Source organism: Streptomyces lydicus (assembly GCF_000717345.1).
Taxonomy (GTDB): domain Bacteria; phylum Actinomycetota; class Actinomycetes; order Streptomycetales; family Streptomycetaceae; genus Streptomyces; species Streptomyces lydicus.
The window spans coordinates 93,893-119,221 of sequence record NZ_JNZA01000004.1; the positions used below are offsets into that span (position 1 = coordinate 93,893).

The 25,329-nt window shown below is 74.5% G+C and carries 26 protein-coding genes; 12 read left to right on the forward strand and 14 right to left on the reverse strand.

Annotated features, from left to right (window positions below; genetic code table 11):
- Positions 1-3: 3 nt before the first annotated feature.
- The 4 genes from OO62_RS04590 to OO62_RS04605 all read right to left on the reverse strand — a co-directional run bounded on the left by OO62_RS04590 (position 4) and on the right by OO62_RS04605 (position 3,680).
- Positions 4-1,221 (reverse strand): EfeM/EfeO family lipoprotein, encoded by a 1,218-nt coding sequence (locus OO62_RS04590; protein WP_033265877.1) that lies wholly within the window; start codon positions 1,219-1,221, stop codon positions 4-6.
- Positions 1,222-1,449: 228 nt separating this feature from the next.
- A complete protein-coding gene (locus OO62_RS04595; RefSeq protein ID WP_206738484.1) occupies positions 1,450-2,007 on the reverse strand; it encodes a TetR/AcrR family transcriptional regulator in 558 nt (185 codons plus the stop codon).
- Between the two features lie 79 nt (positions 2,008-2,086).
- Positions 2,087-3,484, reverse strand: coding sequence for an Asp-tRNA(Asn)/Glu-tRNA(Gln) amidotransferase GatCAB subunit A (locus OO62_RS04600; protein WP_033265879.1), 1,398 nt, complete (start codon positions 3,482-3,484; stop codon positions 2,087-2,089).
- Positions 3,471-3,680, reverse strand: a complete 210-nt coding sequence (locus OO62_RS04605) for a hypothetical protein (protein ID WP_033265880.1) — start codon at positions 3,678-3,680, stop codon at positions 3,471-3,473. Before OO62_RS04605 ends, OO62_RS04600 begins: the two co-directional genes overlap by 14 nt.
- 168 nt (positions 3,681-3,848) lie before the next feature.
- Here OO62_RS04605 and OO62_RS04610 point away from each other — a divergent pair, with 168 nt between their 5' ends.
- Complete coding sequence (locus OO62_RS04610; RefSeq protein ID WP_033265881.1) at positions 3,849-4,772, forward strand: MBL fold metallo-hydrolase; 924 nt, start codon at positions 3,849-3,851, stop codon at positions 4,770-4,772.
- Positions 4,773-4,782: 10 nt separating this feature from the next.
- Here the strand turns inward: OO62_RS04610 and OO62_RS04615 are convergent, their stop codons facing one another.
- Positions 4,783-6,537: an alkaline phosphatase family protein gene (locus OO62_RS04615; protein ID WP_228332380.1), complete on the reverse strand. Its 1,755-nt coding sequence runs from the start codon at positions 6,535-6,537 to the stop codon at positions 4,783-4,785.
- Between the two features lie 410 nt (positions 6,538-6,947).
- Between OO62_RS04615 and OO62_RS04620 the strand changes: the two genes are divergently transcribed.
- Both OO62_RS04620 and OO62_RS04625 read left to right on the forward strand, forming a co-directional pair.
- On the forward strand, positions 6,948-8,024 hold the full coding sequence (locus tag OO62_RS04620; protein ID WP_435857946.1) for a S1 family peptidase: 1,077 nt from the start codon (positions 6,948-6,950) through the stop codon (positions 8,022-8,024).
- Between the two features lie 303 nt (positions 8,025-8,327).
- Complete coding sequence (locus OO62_RS04625) at positions 8,328-9,119, forward strand: class I SAM-dependent methyltransferase (protein WP_051732697.1); 792 nt, start codon at positions 8,328-8,330, stop codon at positions 9,117-9,119.
- Here the strand turns inward: OO62_RS04625 and OO62_RS04630 are convergent.
- Positions 9,082-9,594, reverse strand: a complete 513-nt coding sequence (locus OO62_RS04630; protein ID WP_033266016.1) for a SixA phosphatase family protein — start codon at positions 9,592-9,594, stop codon at positions 9,082-9,084. The genes OO62_RS04625 and OO62_RS04630 overlap by 38 nt on opposite strands.
- Before the next feature lie 132 nt (positions 9,595-9,726).
- The gene (locus OO62_RS04635; RefSeq protein WP_033265883.1) at positions 9,727-10,716 is read right to left on the reverse strand and encodes an Acg family FMN-binding oxidoreductase; all 990 of its coding nucleotides are present in this window, start codon (positions 10,714-10,716) and stop codon (positions 9,727-9,729) included.
- Positions 10,717-10,954: 238 nt separating this feature from the next.
- On the opposite strand from OO62_RS04635, the gene OO62_RS36335 reads away from it, so the two are divergent.
- The 3 genes from OO62_RS36335 to OO62_RS04650 all read left to right on the forward strand — a co-directional run bounded on the left by OO62_RS36335 (position 10,955) and on the right by OO62_RS04650 (position 12,823).
- Entirely contained in the window at positions 10,955-11,176 is a 222-nt protein-coding gene (locus OO62_RS36335; protein WP_051732700.1) for a CBS domain-containing protein, read from the forward strand.
- On the forward strand, positions 11,173-11,877 hold the full coding sequence (locus OO62_RS04645; RefSeq protein WP_051732702.1) for a pyridoxamine 5'-phosphate oxidase family protein: 705 nt from the start codon (positions 11,173-11,175) through the stop codon (positions 11,875-11,877). Before OO62_RS36335 ends, OO62_RS04645 begins: the two co-directional genes overlap by 4 nt.
- A gap of 109 nt (positions 11,878-11,986) precedes the next feature.
- Positions 11,987-12,823, forward strand: a complete 837-nt coding sequence (locus OO62_RS04650) for a universal stress protein (RefSeq protein ID WP_033265884.1) — start codon at positions 11,987-11,989, stop codon at positions 12,821-12,823.
- Positions 12,824-12,849: 26 nt separating this feature from the next.
- Here the strand turns inward: OO62_RS04650 and OO62_RS04655 are convergent, their stop codons facing one another.
- Positions 12,850-13,731 carry a universal stress protein gene (locus tag OO62_RS04655; RefSeq protein WP_033265885.1) on the reverse strand — a complete coding sequence of 294 codons (882 nt, stop codon included), beginning with the start codon at positions 13,729-13,731 and terminating at the stop codon, positions 12,850-12,852.
- Positions 13,732-13,996: 265 nt separating this feature from the next.
- Here OO62_RS04655 and OO62_RS04660 point away from each other — a divergent pair, with 265 nt between their 5' ends.
- The gene (locus OO62_RS04660; protein WP_033265886.1) at positions 13,997-15,703 is read left to right on the forward strand and encodes a sensor histidine kinase; all 1,707 of its coding nucleotides are present in this window, start codon (positions 13,997-13,999) and stop codon (positions 15,701-15,703) included.
- Between the two features lie 75 nt (positions 15,704-15,778).
- Here the strand turns inward: OO62_RS04660 and OO62_RS04665 are convergent, their stop codons facing one another.
- Positions 15,779-16,480, reverse strand: coding sequence for a response regulator (locus OO62_RS04665; RefSeq protein ID WP_033265887.1), 702 nt, complete (start codon positions 16,478-16,480; stop codon positions 15,779-15,781).
- A 177-nt stretch (positions 16,481-16,657) separates the two neighbouring features.
- Here OO62_RS04665 and OO62_RS04670 point away from each other — a divergent pair, with 177 nt between their 5' ends.
- Positions 16,658-17,233 (forward strand): Rv1733c family protein, encoded by a 576-nt coding sequence (locus OO62_RS04670; protein WP_033265888.1) that lies wholly within the window; start codon positions 16,658-16,660, stop codon positions 17,231-17,233.
- A 55-nt stretch (positions 17,234-17,288) separates the two neighbouring features.
- Here OO62_RS04670 and OO62_RS04675 read toward each other — a convergent pair whose 3' ends face one another.
- Both OO62_RS04675 and OO62_RS04680 read right to left on the reverse strand, forming a co-directional pair.
- A complete protein-coding gene (locus tag OO62_RS04675) occupies positions 17,289-17,906 on the reverse strand; it encodes a CBS domain-containing protein (RefSeq protein WP_033265889.1) in 618 nt (205 codons plus the stop codon).
- A gap of 39 nt (positions 17,907-17,945) precedes the next feature.
- A complete protein-coding gene (locus OO62_RS04680; RefSeq protein ID WP_033265890.1) occupies positions 17,946-18,629 on the reverse strand; it encodes a CBS domain-containing protein in 684 nt (227 codons plus the stop codon).
- 135 nt (positions 18,630-18,764) lie between these two features.
- On the opposite strand from OO62_RS04680, the gene ppk2 reads away from it, so the two are divergent.
- Positions 18,765-19,583, forward strand: coding sequence for a polyphosphate kinase 2 (ppk2, locus tag OO62_RS04685; protein ID WP_033265891.1), 819 nt, complete (start codon positions 18,765-18,767; stop codon positions 19,581-19,583).
- 17 nt (positions 19,584-19,600) lie between these two features.
- Here the strand turns inward: ppk2 and OO62_RS04690 are convergent, their stop codons facing one another.
- The 3 genes from OO62_RS04690 to OO62_RS04700 form a co-directional block, all read right to left on the reverse strand.
- Positions 19,601-20,260 carry a CBS domain-containing protein gene (locus tag OO62_RS04690; protein ID WP_033265892.1) on the reverse strand — a complete coding sequence of 220 codons (660 nt, stop codon included), beginning with the start codon at positions 20,258-20,260 and terminating at the stop codon, positions 19,601-19,603.
- Between the two features lie 129 nt (positions 20,261-20,389).
- Entirely contained in the window at positions 20,390-21,838 is a 1,449-nt protein-coding gene (locus OO62_RS04695) for a sensor histidine kinase (protein WP_033265893.1), read from the reverse strand.
- Positions 21,835-22,569 carry a response regulator transcription factor gene (locus OO62_RS04700; RefSeq protein ID WP_033265894.1) on the reverse strand — a complete coding sequence of 245 codons (735 nt, stop codon included), beginning with the start codon at positions 22,567-22,569 and terminating at the stop codon, positions 21,835-21,837. Before OO62_RS04700 ends, OO62_RS04695 begins: the two co-directional genes overlap by 4 nt.
- 144 nt (positions 22,570-22,713) lie before the next feature.
- Between OO62_RS04700 and OO62_RS04705 the strand changes: the two genes are divergently transcribed.
- The 3 genes from OO62_RS04705 to OO62_RS04715 are packed head-to-tail and all read left to right on the forward strand — an operon-like array spanning position 22,714 to position 25,318.
- Positions 22,714-24,078 (forward strand): ferredoxin reductase family protein, encoded by a 1,365-nt coding sequence (locus OO62_RS04705; RefSeq protein ID WP_033265895.1) that lies wholly within the window; start codon positions 22,714-22,716, stop codon positions 24,076-24,078.
- 9 nt (positions 24,079-24,087) lie between these two features.
- Positions 24,088-24,528, forward strand: a complete 441-nt coding sequence (locus OO62_RS04710; RefSeq protein WP_033265896.1) for an FMN-binding protein — start codon at positions 24,088-24,090, stop codon at positions 24,526-24,528.
- The gene (locus tag OO62_RS04715; protein WP_051732703.1) at positions 24,521-25,318 is read left to right on the forward strand and encodes an FAD:protein FMN transferase; all 798 of its coding nucleotides are present in this window, start codon (positions 24,521-24,523) and stop codon (positions 25,316-25,318) included. Before OO62_RS04710 ends, OO62_RS04715 begins: the two co-directional genes overlap by 8 nt.
- Positions 25,319-25,329: the final 11 nt, after the last annotated feature.

Genomic DNA, 25,329 nt, shown 5'->3' on the forward strand with positions numbered 1-25,329 from the left:
CGCTCACACCGTCCTCCGCGCGTCGCACAGCGTCGCCACCGACGCCAGCCGCTCCACCAGGTCTCCGAGCAGCGCATCGGTGCGCTCCCGCCGGGACCGGTCCAGCTGGTCCGGCGCCGTCCACCGCCCACCGCGCCGGAACCCGTCGAGCAGATCCTGCGCACGGTCCAACTCCCTTTCCAGTGCCGGCAGTCCGGGATAGCGGGAGACCAGGAGCGGTCGCAGGCGGCTCAGCACGGCCCGGGTGCCGTCGAGGTTGGCGCGGGCGGTGGCGAGGTTGCTGCCGCTGCCGTGGTCGGTCCGGCCGGTCAGTTCGAACTGCAGGGTGTTCTCCAGGATCTCGTGGGCCCGCAGGCCGAGGTCGGCCGGCTCCATACGTGCCTGCGCCCAGTCGTCCCGCAGCCGCCGCACGTCGGCGGCGAGCGCGGCGGCCGGTGCCCGCAGCGCGCCGGCGGACTCGCCGTGCCACAGTCCGTACTCGAGGCGGTGGAAACCGCTGAAGCCCGGATCCCGGTCGCCGCGCGGCAGTCCCGCGCCGGTGCCGTTGATCTTCCGGTCGGCGTCGCCGAAGGTGCCGTACGCGGCGCCCAGCCGCTCGTAGGTGAGGTGCGCGGGCAGCCAGGCGTGCCGCGCGCCCGCCAGGTCCCCGCGCGCCACGGCGTCCCGCAGCTGCCCGGTCCGCCCGACGAGTTCGTCCAGTCCGCGGCCGACCCACTTCTGGTAGTCCAGCGCCGGCGGAATCAGATCGTGCTCGGTGACCGGGGCCGCCGCCGGTCCGCCGGTGCCGCCGCCGCGGATCCGGACGGTGGGCCCGGTGACCGCGTCGGCGTCGTCCGGCAGGCACATGAAGGCGTACGTCCCGCCGCCCAGCCGGACCCGCAGCTGCCGCGTCGTGCCGGGGCCGACGCCCTCCACCTCGCCGTAGAGCGCGCCGGTGCGCGGGGACTTGAGGTACACCTCGGCCGCCACGTCGGAGGTGTTGTGCAGATCGAAGACCTGGGTTCCCGGCCGGGCGTGCCGCCACCCCCGTCCGCACCCGCCCGACGACACCTCCACGCTCGTGTGCGGCAGCCCGTCCGCCGCGGCCGGTGCGCGCCCCGCGCCGTCGGCCGCTCCCCCGCCGGCCACCACCAGGCCCGCCAGCAGCCCGCCGGCGAGGAGCGCGCCGCCGATTCCGCATGCCCGGGGTGTGAACAGCTTCTTGGGGCCGGATCGCGGCACTCCGGGCCTCCCGAGGAGTCGTTCAGATCGTTCAGATCGTTCAATGAGGGGTTCGCCGCGGCACCGCGCCTGCCGTGCCGGCCGGCGAGCGCCGGCGACCCCATGCTAGGCAGCGCGGGACACGCGTACATCCGTACGCCCGAAGAGATGCCGAAAGTTGGCCGGGGGTTCACCGGGCCGTGGGCCGGTACAGGGCCGCGGCGCGGTGCCCGGGTGCCCCGGCACCGGTCAGCGGCCCGTGGGCGGCGCCGCCAGGACGGCTCGTACGAGCTGGTCGGCGTACGCGGCGGGCAGCGGGCCCGGGCGGAAGAGGATGCGGTACATCATCGGGGCCACCACGTGGTCCAGCACCGCTTCGACGGTGGGGGCGGTTTCGCCGCGCTCCGCCGCGCGGGCCACGACGGCCTCGATCTGGTCGGCGGCGTAGGCCGAGCAGCGCCCGGCGTTGCTGCCGTCCGGGTCGCCGAGCAGGGCGTCGCGGACGTAGGCGCGGCCGGGTCCGGAGGCCATCTCGTCGAGGAACTGCCGGGCCCAGGAGGTCAGGTCGGCGTCGAGGCTGCCGCGGTCGGCCGGGGGCTCCTCCGGGCGCAGCCGCTCGACCGCCACGTCCGACAGCAGTTCCTGGAGGTCGCCCCAGCGGCGGTAGATCGTCGAGGGGGTGACCCCGGCGCGGGCGGCGACGGCCGGCACCGTCAGCGCGGCGCGGCCCGCTTCCGCCTCGATCTCCCGTACGGCGGCATGCACGGACGCCTGGACGCGGGCGCTGCGCCCGCCCGGGCGGGCCATGGGCTTGCGGCTCATGGCACCACCTTAAGGCACATTTTTTGCGTCTGGGGCGGGCGGCGGACGGCCCGTGCCCGGGGCCTCAGGCCCCGCTCCCGGCCACCTCGCCGAGCGGGCCGTGCGCGGTTTCGTAGGCGTGGCCGGCGCGCAGCACGGTGGCTTCGGCGAGCGGCCGTCCGATCAGCTGCATGCCGATGGGCAGACCGTCGTGGTCGCGGCCGACCGGCAGGCTCAGGGCCGGCAGGCCGGTGATGTTCGCGGGGGCGCAGAGCCGGACGTAGGCGTCGGCGACGCTCTCCGTGGTGCCGTCGGGCCAGCTGACGTTCTCCTGGCCGGAGGGGACAGCCGTCATCGGCACCGTGGGCGCGGCGAGCAGATCGACCCGGTCGAAGAGGTCCCGCCACGCCCGGCGCATCAGGGTCCGGGCGCGCTGGGCGCGGAGGTAGTCGCCCGCCGAGACCAGTTCGCCGGCCTCCAGCAGGATCCGTACGTCGGGCGCGTACAGCTCGGGGACCGCGCGCAGGGTGCGCTCGTGGGCGGCGGTCGCCTCGGGGACCATCAGCCCCCACTGGGTGGCCTGAAGGTAGCGGGTCAACGGGATCTCGACGTCGACGAGTTCGGCCCCCATGGCGGACATCCGGGTGAGGGCGTCGCGCACCGCGGTCTCGACCTCGGGAGCGACCCGGTCGAAGTAGTAGTTGGCCGGTACGCCGATCCGCAGGCCCGTGAGGTCTCCGTCCGGGACGAGGGCGTCGGGGGCCGGTGCGTCGCGCAGGGTGGCCGGGTCGCGGGGGTCGTGGCCCGCCAGCGCGGACAGCACGAACGCCGCGTCCCGCACCGTGCGGGTGAGCGGCCCGACGTGGTCGAGGGACCAGGACAGCGGGGTCACGCCGTGCCGGGAGACCAGGCCGTAGGTGGGCTTGAGGCCGACCACTCCGTTCAGTGCGGCGGGCACCCGGATCGAACCGCCGGTGTCCGTCCCCAGGGCGAAGGTGGCCGCTCCGGCGGCCACGGCGACCGCCGACCCGCCGCTCGATCCGCCCGCGACCCGGCTCCGGTCCCGGGCGTTGCGGGTCTGCGGCGTGGTCAGTCCGTAGGCGAACTCGTGGGTGTGGGTCTTGCCGACCAGGACCGCGCCGGCCTCGGCCAGGCGGCCGGCCACCGCACTGTCCGTCTGCGCGACGTGGCCGGATCTGACCCGGGAGCTGGCGGTGGTCGGCAGTCCGGCCGCGTCGATCACGTCCTTCAGCGCGAAGGGGATGCCGTGCAGGGGGCCGCGGTGCCGGCCGGCCGCACGCTCGCGTTCCGCTCGCGCGGCCGCGTGGCGTGCCGCTCCGGCCACCACGGTGACGTACGCGCCCAGCTGTTCGTCGACGGCGCCGATCCGTTCCAGTACGGACTCGGTCAGCTCCACCGGGGAGAGGCTGCCCCCGTCGAGGGCGGCGGCCGCCTCGGTCAGGGTCAGCTCAAAGGGACGCATGGTCGGCCTCCTGTCCGGCGGCGTAGACGGCGGCGGGCGGGGTGTCCCCGAAGTCCAGCTCGCGCAGGGTGCCGATGACGGTGCGGATGTGGTGCGCGGTGGCGGCCACGTCGGCGTGCCGGCCGGCCTCCAGCGGGAGACCCTCGCGGAGCGCCCACCGGGCGGCCTCCTGGGCGGTCAGTTCCTGTGGGTTCATGGCATGTCCTTGCTGTGCGGAGGGCGGATGGTGGACGGCAGGGTGGCCGGCCCGTCGTTCGGGGCCGGGACAGCGCTCACCGTAAAAGCGAAGTGTTTGCGTTAGGGGAGCTTAGGGGCTACTCTCCAGCTAACGCAAATAAATAGCTTTACGAGAACGGAGAGCCGGATGCACACCCCCACGGACCCCTCGGCGTCCTCGCCTGACGCCCCGTCACCCACCTGGACGGTCGGGGACCTTACCGTCCATCGCATCGACGAGGTGCCGCTGCCCGCGGAGACCGGCCACTGGCTGCTGCCGGACGCGACCCCGGAGCTGGTGTCCGACGTGCCCTGGCTGCGGCCCGGCTTCGCCGACGAGGCCGGGGCCCTGCGCCTGGTCAGCCAGAGCTTCGCGTTCGAGGTGGACGGCATGCGGGTGCTGGTCGACACCGGCATCGGCAACGGCAAACCGCGCGCCAATCCGGCGTGGCACAACCTCGACAGCGACTATCCCGCCCGGCTGAGCGCGGCGGGCTTCGACCCCGAGACCGTCGATCTGGTCATCCTCACCCACCTGCACACCGATCACGTCGGATGGAACACCCGCGCCGACGGCGCGGCCTGGCGCCCCACCTTCCCGCGCGCCCGCTATGTCACCAGCCGCGCGGAGTGGGACCACTGGGCGGCGACGGAGATGGACGCCGCCCGGCAGCAGATGTTCCGGGACTCCGTGCACCCCGTCAGGGAGGCCGGGCAGCTCGACCTCGTCGATCTGCCCGAGGAGGGGGCCGAGGTCGCACCCGGCCTACGTCTGGTCCCCACGCCGGGGCACACCCCCGGCCACGTCGCCGTGGAGCTGCACGGCGGCACCGCCACCGCCCTGATCACCGGCGACGCCCTCCACCACCCCGTGCAGATGGCGCATCCCGGCATCACGTCCTGTGTGGACATCGACCCCCGCCAGGCGGCCGCCACCCGCCGCCGGCTGCTGGCCTCCCTCGCCGACAGCGGCACGCTGGTCCTCGGCACCCACTTCCCCGCCCCGACCGCCGGGCTGGTGACCGCGCACGGCGACGCGTACGGGTTCACGCCCGTCCCTCCGAGCGCCTGAGAACGGGTGTCTAGGACCGGGCTCCGTACGCGGTCAGGAAGCGGTCGCGGAAGGTGTCCATCCGCCATACCGGGGCCTTCGGGCCGGGGTTGAGGCCCTCCTTCCAGCCCCAGCGGTGGATCCGGTCCAGCACCGCCCGGTCATGGGCGACGATCGCGACCGGCACGTCATGGCCGGCGTTCTCGCCGGTGACGGCCTTGACAGGCTGGTGGTCGCCGAGGAAGACCAGGACGGTGTTCTTCTTCCCGTACTTCGTGACGTAGGAGACCAGGCTGTCCAGCGAGTACCGGATGGACCGCGCGTACTCGGTGCGCACCTGATCGGGGTCCTGCCAGACCTCCTTGGGGTCCTTGCCCGCCCGGTGGATGGCGTTGTAGACCGAGCCGTCACCGACCTTGTTCCAGCCGATCATCCTGGGGAGCGGCGCCCAGGGGTTGTGACTGGACGTCAGGATGATCTCCGACATCAGCGGTTTGCCGCCCGGCTTGCCGTGCCGCAGCCGCTCGAACGACGCCAGACTGTACTGGTCGGGCATGCTCGACCAGCTGAACTTCGGGCCCCGGTAGCCGAGGTTGCGGGAGTCGTAGACGCTGTCGAGGCCGTAGAACTTCCCCTCGGGCCAGGACCGGTTGACGCCGGGCATGATGCCGACCGTCTGCCAGGCACCGGTCCGCCGGAAGGCACCGGTCAGGCTCATGCGGTCGCTGGAGGTGACGGTGTGGTAGCGCTGCTGGTTGGTGATCCACAGGCCCGACATGAAGGTGGAGTGCGCCAGCCAGCTGCCGCCGCCCGACGTCGGGGAGGTGAGGAAAGCGCTCTGCGAGTGGAACCCGGCCCGGTCCAGCCGGCGGGTGTTGTCGGCGAGCGCCGCGTCGACCTGTGCGTCCATCCGCGGGTCCTGGACGGCGCTGCGCCCGTAGCTCTCGATGAAGGTGAAGATGACGTCCTTGCCGCGCAGTCCGGTCAGCAGCCGGCGGGCGGGCACGTCGCGGAAGGTGTCGGTGGCCGCTTCCTTGGCGAACACCCGCTCGTCCTCGACGCTCACCCGCACCCGGTCGGCCCGGTCCTGGACGAGTGCGGCCGCGCGGCCGGCGGCGACCGGCGCACCGGCGAGCTGGGTGCCGAGCGCGGCGCAGGTGACCCACACGGTGCCGAGGACGAAGGTGGTACGGGTCGCCAGCGCACTGTGCCGGGATATCAGGCGGCTCAGCCGGCCGACCGCCAGCGTCATCGAGACCAGCAGCGCGAGGACGAGGACCACGATCCCGAGCACCGCGCCCACGGCGCCCGTCGGGCCGGCCGCGTCCTCCAGGAACGACTCGGCGTCGCCGAACAGGCCCCAGTCGAGCACCGGGTCGAAGGGCCGGTCGAGCACCGCGAAGAAGCCCATGTCCAGGCAGTTCAGCACGGTCAGCAGGCCCAGGCCGGCGCCGGCCAGCAGCGCCGCCACCCGCCTCGGCCGCGGCGGCAGGACGAGCAGGACGGCCGCGCCGACGATCCCCTCCACCGGGAGGCACAGGAAGGCGCCGGGCGTCAGAGCGGTGAGCTGATTGGGCAGCAGGAGCGCGCCCAGCACGAGCAGCGCGGCCAGGACGGTGGTCACCCGGGCCGCGGCGCGCGCCGCTGCCGGGTACCGGCCGCGCAGGCCGCGACCGGGCGCGGCCTCGTCCGGTGCGGGCTGCCCGGCGCCCTCCGGCACCGGGTCCTCCTCCACGGTGGCCCGGTCCGTGTCCGGCAGCTTGTGAGAGCGCGTGAAGAGCAGCACCCGAAGGTCCTTCCGTGCGAAGCCCGGTGATGAAGTGGCGGACGAGGCCGATGGGGCCGGGGCCGTCGTTAGCGGTACGTCCCGCGGGCGCACCGCGTTCAACAGCAAGGGGCCGTTTCCCGGCACCCGGCATTCTCCCCCCATCGGCCGCGGGCCCCGGCGACCGCTGCCGCCTCCCCGAGCTCTCGGCCGCCCGCGTGGTCCGGCCACCGCCGTCCAGGTGATTCCTGCGGAGCCGCGGCCGGGCGGGTGTGGGGCGCGCGGGGAGCAGGAAAGGAATAGGGCACCCCGACAGGCGTCCCTGAGCAGAGGCCGTGGCGCTGACGCGACCTCGATGGCAAGGGGAACGCCCCCGCCTCCGACGGTGCCGGAGCAGCCCGGCCGGCCCCACCCCCACCAGAGGTTTCGAGTTGACGCACATGAGCCCGTCCACGCCGCGTACCGTCCTCGCCGGCGCCGGCGCGGTGGTGCTGATCACCACCGCTCTCGCCCTGCCGCACGCCACCGCCGCGCCCCGCCCGGTACCCGACCCTCCGACGGCCGCCACCGCCGCCCAGCGCGCCAAGCAGATCGGTTCGACCCTCGGCAACGAGGGGGCGGGCTCCTACTACGACGCCGAGAACCACAAGCTCATCGTGAACGTGACCAGCGAGAGCGCCGCCGCCAAGGCCCGTGGGGCCGGCGCCGACGTCAAGATCGTCAAGCATTCGCTGGCCTCGCTGGACGCCGCCCGCGCCACCCTCGAACAGCACGCCTCGATCCCGGGCACGTCCTGGGCGATGGATCCGCGCAGCAACAAGGTGATCGTCACCGCCGACCGCACGGTCCGCGGAGACCGCCTGGAGCGGCTGCGGGAGGTCACCTCCTCCCTCGGTGACCGCGCCGCCCTGCGCCTGTCCTCGGGCACGCTGCGTCCGCTGCTCGCCGGCGGCGACGCCATCTGGGGCGCCACCGCACGCTGCTCGCTCGGCTTCAACGTCACCAAGGCCGGCCAGCCGTACTTCCTGACGGCCGGTCACTGCACGCATGCGGTACGGAGCTGGTCGGCCACGCAAGGGGGCCCCGAGACCGCCGTGTCGGAGGGCGGCAGCTTCCCCGGCGACGACTTCGGGATCGTCAAGTACACGGCGGCGGACATGGTGCACCCCGGTGAGGTGAACCTCTACAACGGCAGCATGCAGCGCATCACCGGCGTGGGTGAGGCGATCGTCGGACAGCGGGTGCGGCGCAGCGGCAGCACCTCGCACGTCCACGACGGTGAGGTGCTCGCGGTCGACGTGACGGCCAACTACCAGCAGGGGCCGGTCGAGGGCCTGATCCAGACCAGCGTCTGCGCGGAGGCCGGGGACAGCGGCGGCCCGCTCTTCGAGGACGCCGCCGCGCTCGGCCTGACGTCCGGCGGCCGCGGTGACTGCACGTCAGGCGGTGAGAGCTTCTACCAGCCGGTGGGCGAGGCCCTGGCGCGTACCGGGACGCAACTCGGCTGACCCCGCGCCGCCGGCGGGCCCCCCTCCCGGGCGGGCCCGTACGGCCGGCCGTGGCCCCAAGTCCACCACAGCGCAGGCCAGTTACCGGTCGTCGGAAAAAGCCGGCCCGGCGGGGCCGGGAACGGCCCCGTAACGGGCCCTCCCGGGGCTCCGACGGCGCCCGGACCCTTGCCGTGAGGGACGGCCCCACACCGCCTCCCCCAGGGCGCTCACACGGCCGGTCATGACCTCCGGCCACCCGCTCCGAGCTGGGCTTTCCCCGCGGTCGACCCTACGATCGACGGATCGGGAAGGGGGATCCGGATGGACCGGAGCATCCGCACCGTCGACGACGTCCTCAGGCTGCTGGACGGCCTGTTCGCGCCGGAGGCGGACCGCTGGACGGCCGACGGGGCCGCGTGGTGGGACGACTTCTACGCCGACCGCTCCAAGGCGGTGCCGTTCTTCGTGGCGAAGCCCGACGAGAACCTGGTCGAGTACCTCGACCGCGGCCTGCTCGGCCCGGGGCGCGCGCTCGACCTGGGCTGCGGCCCGGGGCGCAACGCCCTGGAGCTCGCCTCGCGGGGCTTCGAGGTCGACGCGGTGGACCTCTCCCCCGCGGCCCTCGCCTGGGCCGAGGAGCGGGCCCGCACGGCGGGGGCCGGGGTGCGGTTCCTGCCCGGCGACGCGTTCGCGCTCGCGGACGGCGGCGCGCTCCGCGGCCCGTACGACCTGATCTACGACTCCGGCTGCTTCCACCATCTGCCGCCGCACCGCCGGATCAGCTACCTGGCGCTCCTCGACCGGTCGCTCGCCCCCGGCGGGCACTTCGCCCTCACCTGTTTCGCGTCCGGTGCGATGGGCTCGGAGCTCGACGACACCGACTTCTACCGCCGGTCCGGCCTGCACGGTGGCCTCGCCTACACCCCCGAGTCGCTGCGCCGGATCTTCGGTGACCTGACGGAAGTCGCACTGCGCCGGATGCACGACGAGTCGCCGGAGTCGGCGTGCTTCGGCGAGCCGTTCCTCTGGACGGCGCTCTTCCGCCGCGACGCCCGGCCGTGGCCGCCGGCCGCACTCAGTGGTCCGGACCGCGCGGCACGGCCAGATCGGTGAGCAGGGCAGTGCGCGGGGTGGCCCGCGGCCAGGGGTCGTGCTGGGCGAGAACGGCGATCGCGCTGGTGGGGAGCTTCTCGCGGACGCGTTCCAGGGCGTCGCTGAGGGCCTCCGCGGCGAGCAGCAGAACGAGGTCCTGCACCGCGGGATTGTGCCCCACCAGCAGCAACGTGCCCACGATGTCCGGGGTTTCGTGGACGACGGCGAGCAGGTCGGCGGCGTCCGCGCCGTAGAGCCGGCCGTCGTGACGGACCGGGGGCGGCGCCGGCAACTGGGCGGCGGCGAGCTCCCAGGTCTCCCGCGCCCGGGCCGCGGTGGAACAGATCACCAGGTCCGGGAGGCAGTCGGCGTCCCGCAGCCAGCGGCCCGCGGCCACCGCGTCGCGCCGCCCGCGCCCGGCGAGCGGCCGGGCGTGGTCGTCCACGCCCGGTGGCCGGGCGGACTTGGCATGCCTCAGGACGACGAGCCGGCGCACTCCGGTCACGGGGCCTCCCCATGGGGTCGACGGTGAAAGTCTGTTGTCCGACCGCCAGCTTCACACCCCGGCGCGGTCCGCGAAAGCGCGTGCGGCGGTCACCTCCGATGGTTGTGCCCCGGTGGGCTCGGTTCACGGCGTGATGGTCAGCACCTCGTCCACCGGGCGGCGCGGGGTGCGGGGGCCCGCCGGGCCGTAGCCCAGCCGCAGGATCATCTGGACGTGGCCGGTCCCGGAGACCGGGTCCCGCAGGATCCAGCGGAGTTCGGGCCATTCGAGAGCCTGCGCGGCGAGGGAGCCGGCCAGCCCCTCCTGGGTGGCGAGCAGCAGAACGCGTTCCAGGGCCTGGCCGGCGCGCAGCCAGTCGGCCGGTCCGTCACCGCTGGTGCTGAGCGACGCCATCTGGGGATGCGCCTCGAAGTCGGCGCGGGCCCGGCCGGGCACCGTGCCCCGCCCGGCGAAGTCGCGGGCGGGGGCCGCGCCGCCTCGCTTCCGGGGCCCGAAGGCGTAGTCGGGGACCCCGTCGTCGGACGTGCCCGCGGCACTGTCGCGGGTCCAGTGCCGCTGCTCGGCGTCCCGGGCGTCGTCCATGCGGTTGTAGCCCTCGGCGTGCTCGATCAGGTCCAGAACGTTCGCGCGGTGGACCGCGGTCAGGAAGGCCAGTTCCGCGCCTTCCCGGGCGGCGGCCTCGACGAGGGCGGCGCGGGTGCTCTCCGGAATCGGTCGTTCCGAGAGCGGGTACCGGCTGCTGTGGCGGGCGCGGATCGCCGGATGGAGCGCGGGGAGGGACTCGTCCGCGGGCTCGTGCGGCGCGTCCAGCCGCACGGTCGCCAGGAGCTCGGGGCGCCGGGGGTCGGGCAGCAGGGTCGTCGAGGTGCGGTGACCGACGTGCGCCGCGGCCACCCGCAGGTTGAGCAGCGCCGCTCCACAGCCCAGGTGCAGGGCGCGGGTGGCGGGGTCGGCCTGCGGCATCGTGCGCTCCAGGTCGGCGGAGAGCGTGAAGGTCCGGCTGTGGCGGGCGTAGCCGAAGCGCCACGGCTGGGCGTTGTGCATGGACGGCGCGCTGACGGCTTCGGACACGAGTGCCCGGACCAGCGTGTCGTCGAGGAACTGGGTGAACACCGGGAGCCTCCCGGGAAATCGGACGGCGGGCCTGTCGCTCTCCTCAGCGTGCGACGGCCGCACCGGCCGGCGCCAGAGGCCGTAGGTCCCTGCCGCCGGGCCACCCGGGCCCGAGGGTCGGCCGGACCCCCGCGGGGGCCGACCGGCTCATGCCGGGGCCGGGGGCGCGGTGCACACCCTGGAAGTGGCGGGCGGCCCCGCGTGCACCGGCCGGCCGCCGCGGCGGAAGGAGCCGGAGATGGCGCACCGCACCATGGACGAGCTCATGACCAGGAAAGTCGTCAGCGTTCGGCTCGACACACCGTTCAAGGACATCGTGCGGACACTCGCCGACAACGCGGTGAGCGCGGCGCCGGTGCTCGACGGTCCGGGCCGGCCGGCCGGGATCGTCTCGGTGTCCGAGGACCTGGCGCCGACGGGCGGGGACAGGGGCATGGTGGAGGAGAGGTGTGCACCATGACGACCGAAGCGACCGGTTCCGCGCCGGAGCCCGGCCGGAGCCGCAGTGACCTGGGGCGGCGGGCCGCGCTCCGCAGGCGGCAACTGGGCCTGACCCGAGCGGAGGTCGCGGCGCGTGCCGCCGCCTCGCCGGGCTATCTCCGGTACGTCGAGGAGAGTGGCGCCAGCCCCGGCATCGGGTTCCTGCTGCGGCTCGCCGGCGCGCTGGAGACGACGGTGGCCGAGCTGACCGGCGGGACGACCGAACTGCCCGCGGGCGTCGGCCGGGCCGCGGCCCACCCCGAGATGGTGGCGCTCGGTCCCGAGGAGTGCCGCGCGAAGCTGTCCACCCACGGGGTGGGCCGTGTCGCGGTGACCGTGGACGACGCGCCCGCGGTCTTCCCCGTCAACTACACCGTCGCCGGCGAGCTGATCGCCTACCGCACCGCACCGCGCGCCGGACCGGCCGCGGCAGCCGGACACGAGGTCGCGCTGGAGGTCGACCACCTCGATGACGCCTTCAGCCAGGGCTGGAGCGTGCTGGTCGTGGGGCCCGCCCACGCCGTCACCGACGCCGCCGAGGCGCGGCGCCTCGCGGACCTCGCACCCACCGGGCCCTGGGCGGGCGACGGCCGGGAACAGTGGATCACCATCCGCCCCCGGCGGATCACCGGCCGCCGGATCCTGGTCAGGGGAGCCCCCACGTGGACGGCTGCGACATGAGGCTCACCGGTCCGGCGCCCGCACGCATCCGGCCGGCCTCGTCCGACCGGACGGCGCGGCCCGGTGCGGCACCGCACCGCCGGAGCCGGGGACTTTGCGGAGGTGGGTCATGGGCGGCTCTGTTCTCGTAGGACTGGACGGCACGGTGAGCAGCGTGGCGGCGGTGCGCTGGGGCGCCGAGGAGGCGGCCGCCCGCGGGCTGCCGCTCCACCTCCTGCACTCCTGGGCCTCCCAGCCCCGGGACGTGCCCGCCGGGCAGCAGGCCGACACCAAGCAGCAATACGGTGCCGCGGCGCTCGGCCTGGCCGAAACCACGGCGCAGGAACTGCGGCCGGGGCTGGAGGTGACGACCGAGGAGGTTCCTGAGCACGCGGTGGAGGCGCTGCTGGACCGCGGCCGGCGAGCCACGCTGACGGTGCTCGGGTCGCGCGGGCACGGCGCGATCGCCGGTTTCCTGCTGGGCTCGGTCAGTCTGCACGTCCTCGGCCGCGCCGCGTTCCCGGTGGTCACGGTCCGGGAGGAGGAGCCGGCCGCGGTCGGGTCGCGGCCGGAGATCGTGGTCGGCGTCCAGGACACGGGCGGGTGCCGCGATCCGGAGCCGGACGACGAGGCCGTGCTCGATTTCGCGTTCACGGCGGCCGACGCGCACGACGCGTGCCTGCGCGTGGTGCGGGCGAGTCCGGACGACGCGGCGGAGCCGCCGGCCGGGGAGCGGAAGGTGCTCGTGGAGGCCCTGAGTCCCTGGCGGACGAGGTTCCCCGCTGTCGACGTGATCGCGGAAGCCAGGCCGGGCCGTGTGGTGCCGGTGCTGCTGGCGGCCTGTTCGCGGGCCGGTCTGCTGGTCATCGGGCGCCGGCTGGAGCGTTCGCCGCTGCCGCTCGGCCCCGTCGTCCTCGCGGTCCTGCACCATGCGCGCTGCCCGGTGGCGGTCATCCCACGGAGCTGAGCCGCACGCCGGCCGGCGCACCCGGCTCAGTCGTGCGCGACGACGGCCACCGGGCAGGTCGCGTGGTGGATCGCGGCATGCGCGACGGGACCGACGCGGGGTGCGAGGAAGGGACGGTGCCGTCTGCGGCCGACCGCGAGGAGGGCGGCCCCCGGGACCGACTGGACCAGGGCGCGGGTCGGGCTCTCCGGCAGCACCGTCAGCTCGACCTCTACGTCGGGGAAGCGCGCGCACCACGGGCGGAGGGCCTCGTGCAGCGCGCCGGTGGCCTCCTCGGTGACCTCTGCCGCCACGTCGGGGTCGGCGCCCCAGGGGGCGTAGGCGTTCACCGGGAGCGGGCGGCCGTGCACGGCCTGCAGCGGGAGCCGGCGGCAGGCCGCCGCGTCGAAGGCGAAGTCCAGCAGCCGGTCGCAGGGCGCGTTGAGGCTCATTCCGACGACGATCCTCGGCGGTGGGCCGGCCGCGCCGGCCTCGGGTGCGGCCGCCCGCCGGCCGTCCCGGACGAGGACGACGGGGCCCTCGGCCCGGCTCACGACGTCCAGGCTGACATCGCCGAGCAGAAAGCTCTCCCACGTGCCGAGCGCCCGCGAGCCGAGCACCACCATTCGCGAGTCCTCCGCCGCGCGCAGCAGCGCCGGCTCGGCCTCCGAAGCGACCAGTTCCTCGACGAGTTGCAGCCTCGGGTGACGTTCCCTGACCGCCTCCCCGGCCCCGAGGACGATCTGCCGGGCGTGGGCGTTCCGGTCCCGGTCGGGAGGCGTACCGGGCGTTTCGGGGGCGAGCAGTATCCAGGCGTGCAGCAGCCTCAGCACCGCCCCGCGGCGGTCCGCTTCGTCCGCTGCCCACTGCGCGGCCGCCAGGCTCTCCGGGGAGCCGTCGAGCCCCGCGGTGATGATGTCCGGCTCCATGACTGTCCTTCCTTCCCGGGCGAGGGGCGCACGCCGGCGGCGGGCACCCGGGCCCGGACCGGCGTGAACAGCGTTCCGCTCGGGCGGCGCCGCCCACCCGTGTCACCGAGCTTGCCGGACGCCGGGGGCGGCGGCCAATGAGCCGTTGGGCGCCGGGGGGAGGCCGAACGGCCCCTGCTCGCACGCCGCGCCGTCCGGCCCGCACCGCGACTACCGTGGTGGGTGTGGCCGCAGCCCTGAACGCTGTGGGCCATCGGAGGGCGTCGTGGAGGACGAGGGACGGAGCGGGAGCACCCGGCTGAGCCTGCACGCGCTGCCCGGTGACCTGCAAGAACGCCTTCACACGGTGGAGCGGACCACGGGCCAGTCGCTCCGTCTGCTGCTCGAAGCCGTGTTGTCGGTGGGCAAGGGGCTGGAGCTGCCCTTGGTGCTGCGTCGCATCGTCGAGGCCGCTGTGGTGCTCGTCGATGCCGAATACGGCGCGCTCGGGGTGATCGGGGACGACACCCAGCTCCGCGAATTCATCCCCGTCGGTGTCACCGAGAAGCAGGTCAGGGCCATCGGCGCGCTGCCGGCCGGCCACGGGATCCTCGGTGAGCTGATCCGCCACCCCGCTCCGCTGCGGCTGGCCGAACTGGGGAAGCACCCCTCGTCGTACGGCTTTCCCTCGCACCATCCGCCGATGCGCTCGTTCCTGGGCGTGCCGATCAGGGTGCGCGACGAGGTCTTCGGCAATCTCTACCTCACCGAGAAGCGCGGCGGCAGGGCCTTTGACGCCGACGACGAGACGGTGCTGTCGACGCTGGCGGTGGCGGCCGGCATCGCCATCGAGAATGCCCGGCTGTACGAGGAGACCCGGTACCGCCAGCAGTGGCTGGCCGCCAACAGGGACATCGTGGCCGGTCTGCTGTCGGGTGCGGACGAGCACGGCGTCCTCGAGACGATCGTGGGGCACGCCGTCCGCATTCTCTCGGCGGATCTCGGTGTGCTGGCGCTGCCCATGGAGGGGGACAGCCTGCGCGTGGAGCTCGCGACCGGTGTCGATGCCGAGTTGCACCGCGGCCTGGTCCTCCCCCGGCACGGCTCCTTCGTGGGTGCGGCGCTGACCGCGGGCGCGCCGACGCTCAGCTCGGACGTCGAGCACGACCCGCGAATCACCGCCGGCCCGCCCCGCTGGGCCGGGCTGGGGCCCGCGGTCGCCGTGCCGATGCTCACCGGCGAGCGGGTCCGTGGCGTGTTGCTGCTCGCCCGGGGGCGTGGCCGCGCCGTGTTCACCGACGCGGAGACCGCACCCCTGCGGACCTTCGCCGGCCAGGCGGCCCTCGCGCTGGAGCTGTCGGAGCGGCGGGCGGCGGCGGAGCAGATGGCGCTGTTCGAAGAGCGTGAGCGCATCGCCCGTGACCTGCACGATCTGGCGATCCAGCGGCTCTTCGCCACCGGTATGACGCTGCAGAGCGCGGTCCGGTTCGTGGACCATCCGGAGGCGAGCGAGCGGCTGTTGCGCGCGGTGGACGACCTGGACGAGACGATCAAGATCATCCGGTCCACCATCTTCGGGCTCCGCGCCCGGGGCCGGTCCGACGGCAGGCACGGGCTGCGGCTGCGTACGGTCGCCACCGTGGAGCAGGAGGCCCGTGCGCTGGGGTTCACCCCGTCCCTCCAGATGGAGGGGCTGCTCGATACGGAGGTGCCGGGCGCACTGGCCGACGACGTGGTCGCCGTCCTCGGTGAGGCGCTGAGCAACGTGGCGCGGCATGCGCGCGCGGGCGCCGCGGACGTCGCCCTGCGCGTTCGTGACCGGAGGCTGACACTGACCGTCGAGGACGACGGGGTGGGTATCGGCGCCGGCGGCCGGCGCAGCGGCCTGCGCAATCTGGCCGAGCGGGCCCGGCGGGCGGGCGGCGGGATGAGCGTCGAGGCCCCGGCGGAGGGCGGGACCCGGCTGGCTTGGTGGGCGCCGCTGCGGGAGTGAGGCGCCTGCGGGGCGAGCGGCGACCTGCGGTTGGTCGTCGGAGGGCGGGGTTTCCTGTCCGGACCACTGGCGGGCTCACGGCCGGCGCGGGTGCGTTTCGGGCGGGGAGGTGGCCTGGGTGGCGAGGACCGCTGCCTGGATGCGCCGCTCCACACCGAGTTTCGCCAGCAGGCGGGAGATGTGGTTCTTGACGGTCTTCTCGGAGAGGTAGAGCCGCTTACCGATCTGACGGTTCGTCAGCCCTTCGCCGATGAGCCCGACGATCTCCCGCTCCCGCGGGGAGAGGCCGGACAGCGCGTCCGCCGGCGGCTCGGTGGCGTTCTCCTCGCCGCGCAGCGTGGTCATCAGCCGCGTGGTCGTCGCCGGGTCCAGCATCGAGCGCCCGGAGGCGACCGTCCGTACGGCGGCGACGAGGTCGGCTCCCTTGATCTCCTTGAGCACATAACCGGCCGCACCGGCCATGATCGCGTCGAGCAGCGCATCGTCGTCGTCGAACGAGGTGAGCATCAGACAGGCCAGGCCCGGCATGCGCGAGCGCAGTTCCCGGCAGACCGAGACCCCGTCGCCGTCCGGCAGCCGCACGTCCAGCACCGCGACATCCGGCCGCAGCGCGGGACCGCGGGCCAGCGCGTGGTCGGCCGTGCCGGCGTCGCCGACCACCTCGATGTCCGGCTCGGCGTCGAGCAGGTCCTGCACCCCCCGGCGGACCACCTCGTGGTCGTCGAGCAGGAACACCCGGATCGGCCGCTCCGGTGAGAATGCCGCAGCCTCGCTCATGACGTCCTCCGACGGATACCGCACTCCGCCCGCTGCCCCCATCGTGGCCCCGATCGCGGGCCGGTGCCAGGGCGGCGCCCCCCGGCCCGGTGAGCGCCGTGCGACCGGGGCCGTTCGGCCCCTCACACCGGGCCGTCCGGCGTGGCACGGTCGAAGGACAGGCGAAAGGGGTGCGCGATGCCTCTCCGGAAGTTCTGCCTGCCGTGGCAGCACGGCCCGCTCAGGCGCGGCACGGATGTCGCGGAGTCCTGGATGATCCTGGTCACCGGCGTGCTGGTCGCCGTGCTGGCACCGGCCGCCGGCGTCACGGCCGCCGGCGCGGTGGACGCCGCGGCCCAGCGGCAGAGCCACGACTGGCACAGCGTCTCCGCCGTGCTGACGGCCGATCCGCCCGCGCGCATCGGGGTCGACTCCCCCAGCGGCGCGGCGGGCCGGGTCCATGTGACGGTGCGGTGGACGGCCGGCGACGGCGCGGTGCGGACCGGGGAGACAGCGGTGGCACCGGGGCTGCGGGCGGGTGACCGGACCACCGCCTGGCTCGACCGGCACGGAGCGCTGGTGCGTGATCCTTTGACGCCCGCGGACTCCCTGGCGCAGACCATCGCGGTGGGCACCGTCGCCGCGTCCGGCACCGGTCTGCTGCTGGTGGGCGCCGAGCGGGCCGGCGCCGCGCTGCTGAACCGGCGGCGCGCGGCGCAGTGGGAGCGGGAGTGGGCGGAAGTGGACGCCGAGTGGCGGCACCGCCAGACCTGAGCCCCGCGGCACCGCCGGAGGTCCGCGCCGGCGCCCCGTCGTGCCCGGCCGGCGGTCACGCCCGCTGACGCCAGGGCGCCTCGTGCCGGTAGGTGAGGCGGTTGACGACCGCGGTGACCCCGTCGACCTGCCGGGTCATCCGTACGGCGAGGGCCACTTGGCCGCTGCTCTCCAGGGACCCGCCGAGCGTCACCACGCCGTCGTGGACGGACACCGCCACGCTCGTCGGGCTCAGCCACAGCGCCCGTACCAGGATGTCGTCGGACACCTCTTCGTGGATCTCGGCGTCCGCGCGGGCGAAGATCCGCAGCACGTCCCGCCGGGTGAGCATGCCGATCAGCCGGGCCTCCTCGTCCACCACCGGAAGCCGCTCGATGCCGCTCGCGCTCATGAGCCGGGCCGCCCGGACTACGGAGTCGTCGGCCCGCACCGTCCGGGCGGGAGCGGACATCACCGCACCGGCGGTCAGGTCCCCGCTCCCTGCCGCGCCGCGCGCCGCCCGGGCCAGGTCCGTGGCCGAGACGACCCCGATCACCCGGTCGTCGGCGTCCACCACCGGCAGGCCGTTGATGTCGTACTCCCGCAGCCAGCACGCCAGTTGAGCGGCCGGTGTCCCGCTGCGCGCCCGGACCACCTCATCGGTCATGACGCTCCCGACCCGTCGGCGCTTCATGTCGGGTCCTCCCTCCGGACCGAGCCCGTCCGGTGCCCTTCACGAACCGAAGGTCCCCGCCCCCGGCCCCGTGCGGGCCGGAGCCGGGCCGGTGACGTGGAAGGTCACGTCGACGACGCCCTCCACCGCCCGCACGAGACGGGCCGCCACCGCCCGGAGCGCCCTGCCGCGGAGCGGGCCCCGGAGGGTGACCATCCCGTCGGCGACCTCCACCGAGATGTCGTCCACGGCGGGGAAGAGCCGGCCGACGATCTCCGTGCGGATCTCCGCCGCCAGCTCCGCATCGGAGCGCAGGAACACTTTCAGCAGGTCGGAGCGGCTGACGATGCCTTCCAGCATTCCCTGCCCATCGACCACCGGAAGGCGTTTGACGGACTTGTGGGCCATCGTCCGCGCCGCCTGCGCCACGGTGTCGCCGGCCCGCACGGTCAGTGCGGGCGCGCTCATCAGCTCCCGCGCGGTCAGGGCACCGGCCTTGCGGACGTCGTCCAGCCGGTCCAGCTGCTCCAGCCGGCTCGGATCCACCTCCCGGAACTCCTCCTTGGGCAGCAGATCGGCCTCGGAGACCACGCCGATCACCCGCCCTTCCCCGGCGAGCACGGGCAGTGCGCTGACCTTCCGCCGCTCCATGGTCTCGACGATCTCCTTGAAACCCGCCTCCTGGCCAACCGCGTACACGGCCCGGGTCATCACATCGCTGACGGTGCACGGGGTGTGTGCCATGACGCCCTCCTCGGCAGCGGCCGCCGCGCGGCCGTGGCGACACCTCCAGCCTCCCCTCCCCCGCCGTCGCCGGGCAGGGGCCGTACGGACCAATCACCCGCCGCACGCCGCGCCTTTTCTCCGTACCGTCGTCCCATGGCGAAGCATGACGGCAAGGACCGCGGAAAGCTGCCGAAGCCGCTGTACGAGCGGGAGCTCTACCGGCTCCAGACGGAGCTGGTGAAGGTTCAGGAGTGGGTACGGGCCGAGGGCGCCCGGCTCGTCGTGGTCTTCGAGGGGCGCGACGCGGCGGGCAAGGGCAGCACGATCAAACGGGTCACCCAGTACCTGAACCCCCGCGTGGCGCGGATCGTGGCACTGCCCCGGCCCACCGAGCGGGAGCGCACCCAGTGGTACTTCCAGCGCTATGCGGAGCACCTGCCGGCGGCCGGCGAGATCGTGCTGTTCGACCGGAGCTGGTACAACAGGGCCGGCGTCGAGCGGGTGATGGGCTTCTGCACCCCGGTCGAGTACCAGCTGTTCCTGCGGCAGTGCCCGGTCTTCGAGCGGATGCTGGTGGAGGACGGCATCCTGCTGCGCAAGTACTGGTTCTCGGTGAGCGACGCGGTGCAGGAGCAGCGGTTCCGGAGCCGGCTGAAGGATCCGGCGCGGCGCTGGAAGCTCTCCTCCATGGATCTGGAGTCGCTGACCCGCTGGGAGGAGTACTCGCGGGCCAAGGACGAGATGTTCGTGCACACCGACATCTCGGAGGCCCCGTGGTACGTCGTCGAGAGCGACGACAAGCGCCGGGCCCGGCTGAACATGATCGCCCACCTGCTGTCCACGGTCTCCTACCGCGACATCGCCCCGCCCGCGCTCGACCTCCCGCCGCGCCCCCCGGCCACCGGCTACCGGCGGCCGCCCCGGGACCTGCAGCATTACGTGCCCGATCACTCGGCGGAGCTGACGGGCTGACGGGTCCGGACCGGCGGCTACGGCCGTACCGACGCCGGGCCGGTCACCTCGAAGTCCACGTCCACCACGCCCTCGACCGACCGCACCAGGCGGGCGAGCACCGGGATGACGGAGGTGTCGCGCAGCTGGCCGCTGAGCGTGACGACCCCGTCGGCGACGCTGACCCGCAGATCCTTCGCGGGCACCGCGAACAGCGTGCCGACCACGTCCCTGCGAACCTCCTGCGCGAGGTCCTCGTCCGAGCGCAGGAAGACCTTCAGCAGGTCGGCGCGGCTGACGATGCCCCGCAGCACGCCGTGCCCGTCCACCACCGGAAGCCGTTTGACGGACTCGCGTGCCATCACCCGCGCGGCCTGGGAGAGCGTGGCATCGGCGCCCACGGTGTGGGCCGGGCTGGTCATCAGCTCCCCTGCCGTGACCGCCTCCGCCCTGCGTACGTCATCGACCCGCCGGAGCTGCTCCAGCCGCACGGGGTCGGCCTCCCGGAACTCCTCCTTCGGCAGCAGATCGGCCTCGGAGACCACTCCGACCACCCGGCCCTCGGCCGCCAGGACGGGCAGCGCGCTGACCTTCCACTGCTCCATGGTCTCGACGATCTCCTTGAACCGCGCCTCGCGGTCGACGGCGGCCACGGTCTCGGTCATCACATCGCCGACGATGTGCGGAGTGTTCAGCATGATCCCTCCTCGCCACCCGGACCGGCCTCGCGCGCCCGCGGTGACACCTCCAGCGTGCGAGGCGCCGGGCGCGGCGGGCCAGGGGCCGTCCGGTCCCTCCCCCTGCCGGTGGGCCGGGGGCGGGGCCGGTCAGCCGTCCGAGGGGCCCGGTCCGGTCGGCGGGAGGGTCACGGTGACCGCCGTACGGCCGGGCCGGCTGGTCAGGTCGATCCGGCCGCCGTGCGCGGTGACCACCGCCTGCACGATGGCGAGTCCGAGTCCGGTGCCGCCGGCGGCGCGGGAGCGGCTGTGGTCGGCGCGGACGAAGCGGCCGAAGACCTCCGGCTGGAGTTCCTCGGGGATGCCGGGGCCGTCGTCCTCGACGGTCAGGAGGGTGCCGCGGTCACCGGCGGCCAGGCGCACGGTGACCGCGGTTCCGGCGGGGGTGTGGGTACGGGCGTTGGCCAGCAGATTGCCGATCGCCTGCTGGAGACGGTGCTCGTCGCCGGTCGTGGTCACCGCGGTCTCCGGGAGGTCCAGCTGCCAGCGGTGGCCGGGGCCGGCCGCCCGGGCGTCGTCGGTAGCGTCGAGCACGAGCCGGGTCAGGTCCACGGGCTCGCGTTCCAGGGCGCGGCCCGCGTCGATACGGGCGAGCAGCAGCAGGTCGTCGACCAGCCGGCTCATCCGTTCCGACTCGGCCTGGATGCGGTCCAGGGAGCGCCGGACCTCGCCGGGTACCGGCCCCTTGTGCCGGAGGGCGAGTTCGGCGTGGCCGCGGACGTTGGCCACCGGGGTCCGTAGTTCGTGGCTGGCGTCGGCGGCGAAGTGACGCAGCCGCTCCTCGCTCGCGTGCCGGCGCTCCAGGGCGTTGCCGACGTGGCCGAGCATCCGGTTGAGGGCGGTGCCCACCTGCCCGACCTCGGTGCGCGCGTCGGCCACCGGCACCGGCGCCGGCATCGCCACCTCGCCGCTGGCCAGCGGCAGCTCGGCGACCCGCGAGGCCGTGGTGGTGACGCGCCGCAGGGGGCGCAGCGACAGCCTGACCCACAGCGCGCCCAGGACGCCGGTGATCACGAGGGCCCCGCCGAACACCGCGGCCTCCACGGCCTCCAACCGGTGCACGGTCTCCTCGACGGGGTGCAGCGGCAGGCCGGTGACCAGGACGTCGCCGTCGTCGCCGGCCACCGCGTTGACGCGGTAGCGCCCGAGTGCGGACAGCCGGACGCTGTGGCCGGTGCCGTCGGCGGGGAGGCCGGCCAGCGCCCGGCGGTCGTCGGCGGTCAGCGGCACCGCGGCGTCGGTCTGCTGCCGGACGACGGCCGCCTGGGTCGGGATGCCGCGCAGCAGCCGGGCGCCGAAGGTGCCGTCGGACTGGCCGCGGGTGTCGGGCCGGTTGTCGGCGTCCGGCCGGGCCTCGTGCTCCAGGCTCACCGCGAACCGCCCGGCGGCCGCGGACAGCTGCTGGTCCAGGCGGCGTACCAGGAACCCTTCGAGCGCGAGGGCGGTGGTCACGCCCACCGCGAGGCAGGCCAGGGCCAGCAGCGCGACCAGTCCCGCGGTGAGCTGGCTGCGCAGGGTGCGGGGGAAGAACCGCCTCACGGGGACTCCGCCTTGAGGACGTAGCCGACGCCGCGGACCGTGTGGATCATCGGGGCCCGGCCGGCGTCGATCTTCTTGCGCAGATAGCTGATGTAGAGCTCGACGACGTGCGACCGGCCGCCGAAGTCGTAGGACCAGACCCGGTCGAGGATCTGCGCCTTGGACAGCACCCGCCGCGGATTGCGCATCAGGAACCTGAGCAGCTCGAACTCGGTGCGGGACAGCTCGACCGGCTCGCCGCCGCGGAGGACCTCGCGGGCCTCCTCGTCCATCACGAGGTCCCCGACGACCAGCCGGTCGCCGTCCGGCTCGCGTGCCATGCCGGCCCGGCGCAGCAGCCCGCGGAGCCGTGCCAGCACCTCTTCCAGGCTGAACGGCTTGGTCACGTAGTCGTCGCCGCCCGCGGTGATGCCCGCGATCCGGTCCTCGACGGCGTCACGCGCGGTGAGGAAGAGGACGCAGACCGTCTCCAGTTCCTGGCGCAGCAGCCGCAGCACCGCAAGTCCGTCCAGGTCGGGCAGCATCCAGTCCAGGATGACGGCGTGCGGGCGGAAGGTGCGGGCCAGGGCGAGCGCGCGGGCGCCGTCGGCGGCGCTGCGGACCTCCCAGCCCTCGCTCGCCAGGGCGCCGGAGAGCACTTCGGTGAGGTCCGGTTCGTCGTCGACGACCAGGACGCGCACCGGCGATCCGTCGGTGCTGTGCAGGTGGGCGGGGGTGCGGTGGCTGTGCATGGTGCGTCCAGGATGCCTCGCCGGGCGCCGTGCGGAGGTATGAGCCGGCTCTGAGTTTCCTGTGAATCGCCTCGCGGCCACCGGGCTCAGAGGGTCCTCAGAGGTTGCGCTGCGACGCTGGCGCGCACCACGGAAGGGAAGCCCATGAGCACCGTCTCGCACCTCCGCCGCGGCGCCGTCCGCGGCGCCGGACCGCGCCGGCGGCCACCCGCCCCGGCCCCGCTGCTGGCGCAGTGCGTCATCTGGGCGGGGGCCGCCGGTGTGCTCGCCCTGTGGTGGACCGGTACGGGGTCGGTGGTGGGCCCGGCGGGCTGGCTGACCGGCGCCGGGCGGATCACCGGGCTGCTGGCGGGCTACGCCTGCGCGGTGCTCGTCGCGCTGATGGCCCGCGTCCCCCTGCTCGACCACACCCTGGGCACCGACCGCCTGGCCCGCTGGCACGCCGCGGGAGGCCGCTACACCGTCTCGCTGGTGTGCGCACACACCCTGCTGATCATCTGGGGGTACACCCTCACCTCGCAGGACGGCGTCCTGCACGAGACGACCACGCTCGTCCTCGACTACCCGGACATGCTCAAGGCCACCGCGGGCTTCCTGCTGCTGGTGGGCACCGGTGTCGTCTCGGCGCGGTACGCCCGCCGCAGGATGAGCTACGAGACCTGGCACTACCTCCACCTCGCCACCTATCTGGCGCTCTTCCTCGCCTTCGGCCATCAACTCTCCAACGGCGCCGACTTCGTGGGACGCCGACCCGCCCAGCTCGGCTGGTACGCGCTCTACGGGGGCGTGGGCGCCGTGCTCCTCTGGTACCGCTTCGTGGTGCCGGTACGCCGGGCCCTGCGGCACCGGCTGCGGGTCACCGAGGTCCGCACGGAGGCGCCGGGCGTGGTCTCGGTGCACCTCACCGGCGAGCGGCTGGACGAACTCGGCGCCCGGCCGGGCCAGTTCTTCCGCTGGCGTTTCCTGGCGCCGGGCCTGTGGTGGACCGCCAACCCCTACTCCCTCTCCGCTCCCCCGCTGCGCCGTCACCTGCGCATCACCGTCAAGGCGGCCGGCGGGCACAGCGCGGCCCTGGCGCGGCTGCGGCCGGGCACCCGGGTGTGGGCCGAAGGCCCGTACGGCGCCTTCACCGAAGCGCGGCGGCGGTCCGCCAAGGTGCTGCTGCTCGCGGGCGGCGTGGGCATCACCCCGCTCCGCACGCTCTTCGAGACCCTCCCCGGCGAGGTGACGCTCGTCTACCGGGCGCGGCGCCCCGAGGACCTCGCGCTGCGCGGCGAGCTCGACGCGATCGCCGCGGCCCGCGGCGCGGCCGTCCACTACGTCGTCGACGAACCCGCCGCGTATTCCTCACCGTTGACGGCTCGCGCGCTGAGCCGCCTGATCCCGGACCTGGCCGCCCACGAGGTGTTTCTGTGCGGTCCGCCGGGCATGGCGGACGCCGCGCGGAAGGCCCTGCGGGGCGCCGGGGTGCCCCGGCGCCACGTCCACCACGAGTCGTTCGAGTTCTGAGGAGCCTCCGTGCGCCGAGCCGTGCTCACCGCAGCGTCGACCACCGCCCTGGTCGTCCTCCTGCTTTCCCTCAAGCCGCACCAGCCCGCCGGGCTGACCGGTGACCCGTCGCAGGTGGGCGCCGCCCCGGCCCCGTCGCCCTCCGGAAGCCCCCGGCGAGGCGGCCATCCGGCCGACGGCACCTACACCGGTGCCCCGATCAGCACCCGTTACGGCGATGTGCAGGTCGCCGCCACCGTCACGGCGGGCCGGCTGACCGCCGTCAAGGTGCTGCGCGCCCCGTCCGAGAACGGCCGCGACCGTGAGATCGCCGCCTACGCCGTTCCCCGCCTGACCCAGGAGGCACTGAGCGTGCACAGTGCCCGGATCGACGCGGTGTCCGGCGCCAGCTACACCAGCGAGGGCTACATCCGGTCCCTGCAGAGCGCCCTGGACCAGGCCGGTGTCTGAGCACCGGCGCGGACTGCGCCATGTCGAGCAGGCGATGGGCACGGTGTTCTCGTTCGACATCCGGGGTGCCCGCACCGCCTCCGTGGAGGCCGCCCTGGGCGAGGCCGTCGCCTGGCTCCACCACGTCGACGCGGTCTTCTCGACCTACCGTCCCGGCAGCGCCATCAGCCGGCTCGGCCGCGGTGAGATCGGGCTCGACGACTGCCCGGCGGAGGTACGCGAGGTGCTCGACCGGTGCGAGCGGGCGGAACGGGCCACGGGCGGCTGGTTCAGTCCCACCGCCGGCACCACCCTGGATCCGTCCGGGCTGGTCAAGGGGTGGGCCGTGGAGCGGGCCTGGCAGCTGCTGCGGGCGGCGGGGGCCCGTGACACCTGTGTGAACGGCGGGGGCGACCTCCGGTTCGGCGGGGAGTCCGCGCCGGGCTGCCCCTGGCGCATCGGCATCGCCCACCCCCTGCGGCCCGGTGACCTGTGCGCCGTCGTCACCGGCCGCGACCTGGCCGTCGCCACCTCCGGCAGCGCCGAGCGCGGGCCGCACATCCTCGATCCGCACACCGGCGCGCCGGCGGCCGGCCCCGCCTCGGTCACCGTCGTCGGCCCCGACCTGTCCACGACCGACGCCTACGCCACGGCCGCGTTCGCCATGGGAGCGGACGCCAGGGCCTGGCTGGCGGGCCTGGACGGCTACGAGGGCTTCGCCGTCCTCCAGGACGGCCGCTCGTGGCGCACCCCGGGCTTCCCCGGCCCGGAGTTCACCTTCCGCCCGTCCGCGTCGGCCACGTCGTGGTGACCGTGGCGCCG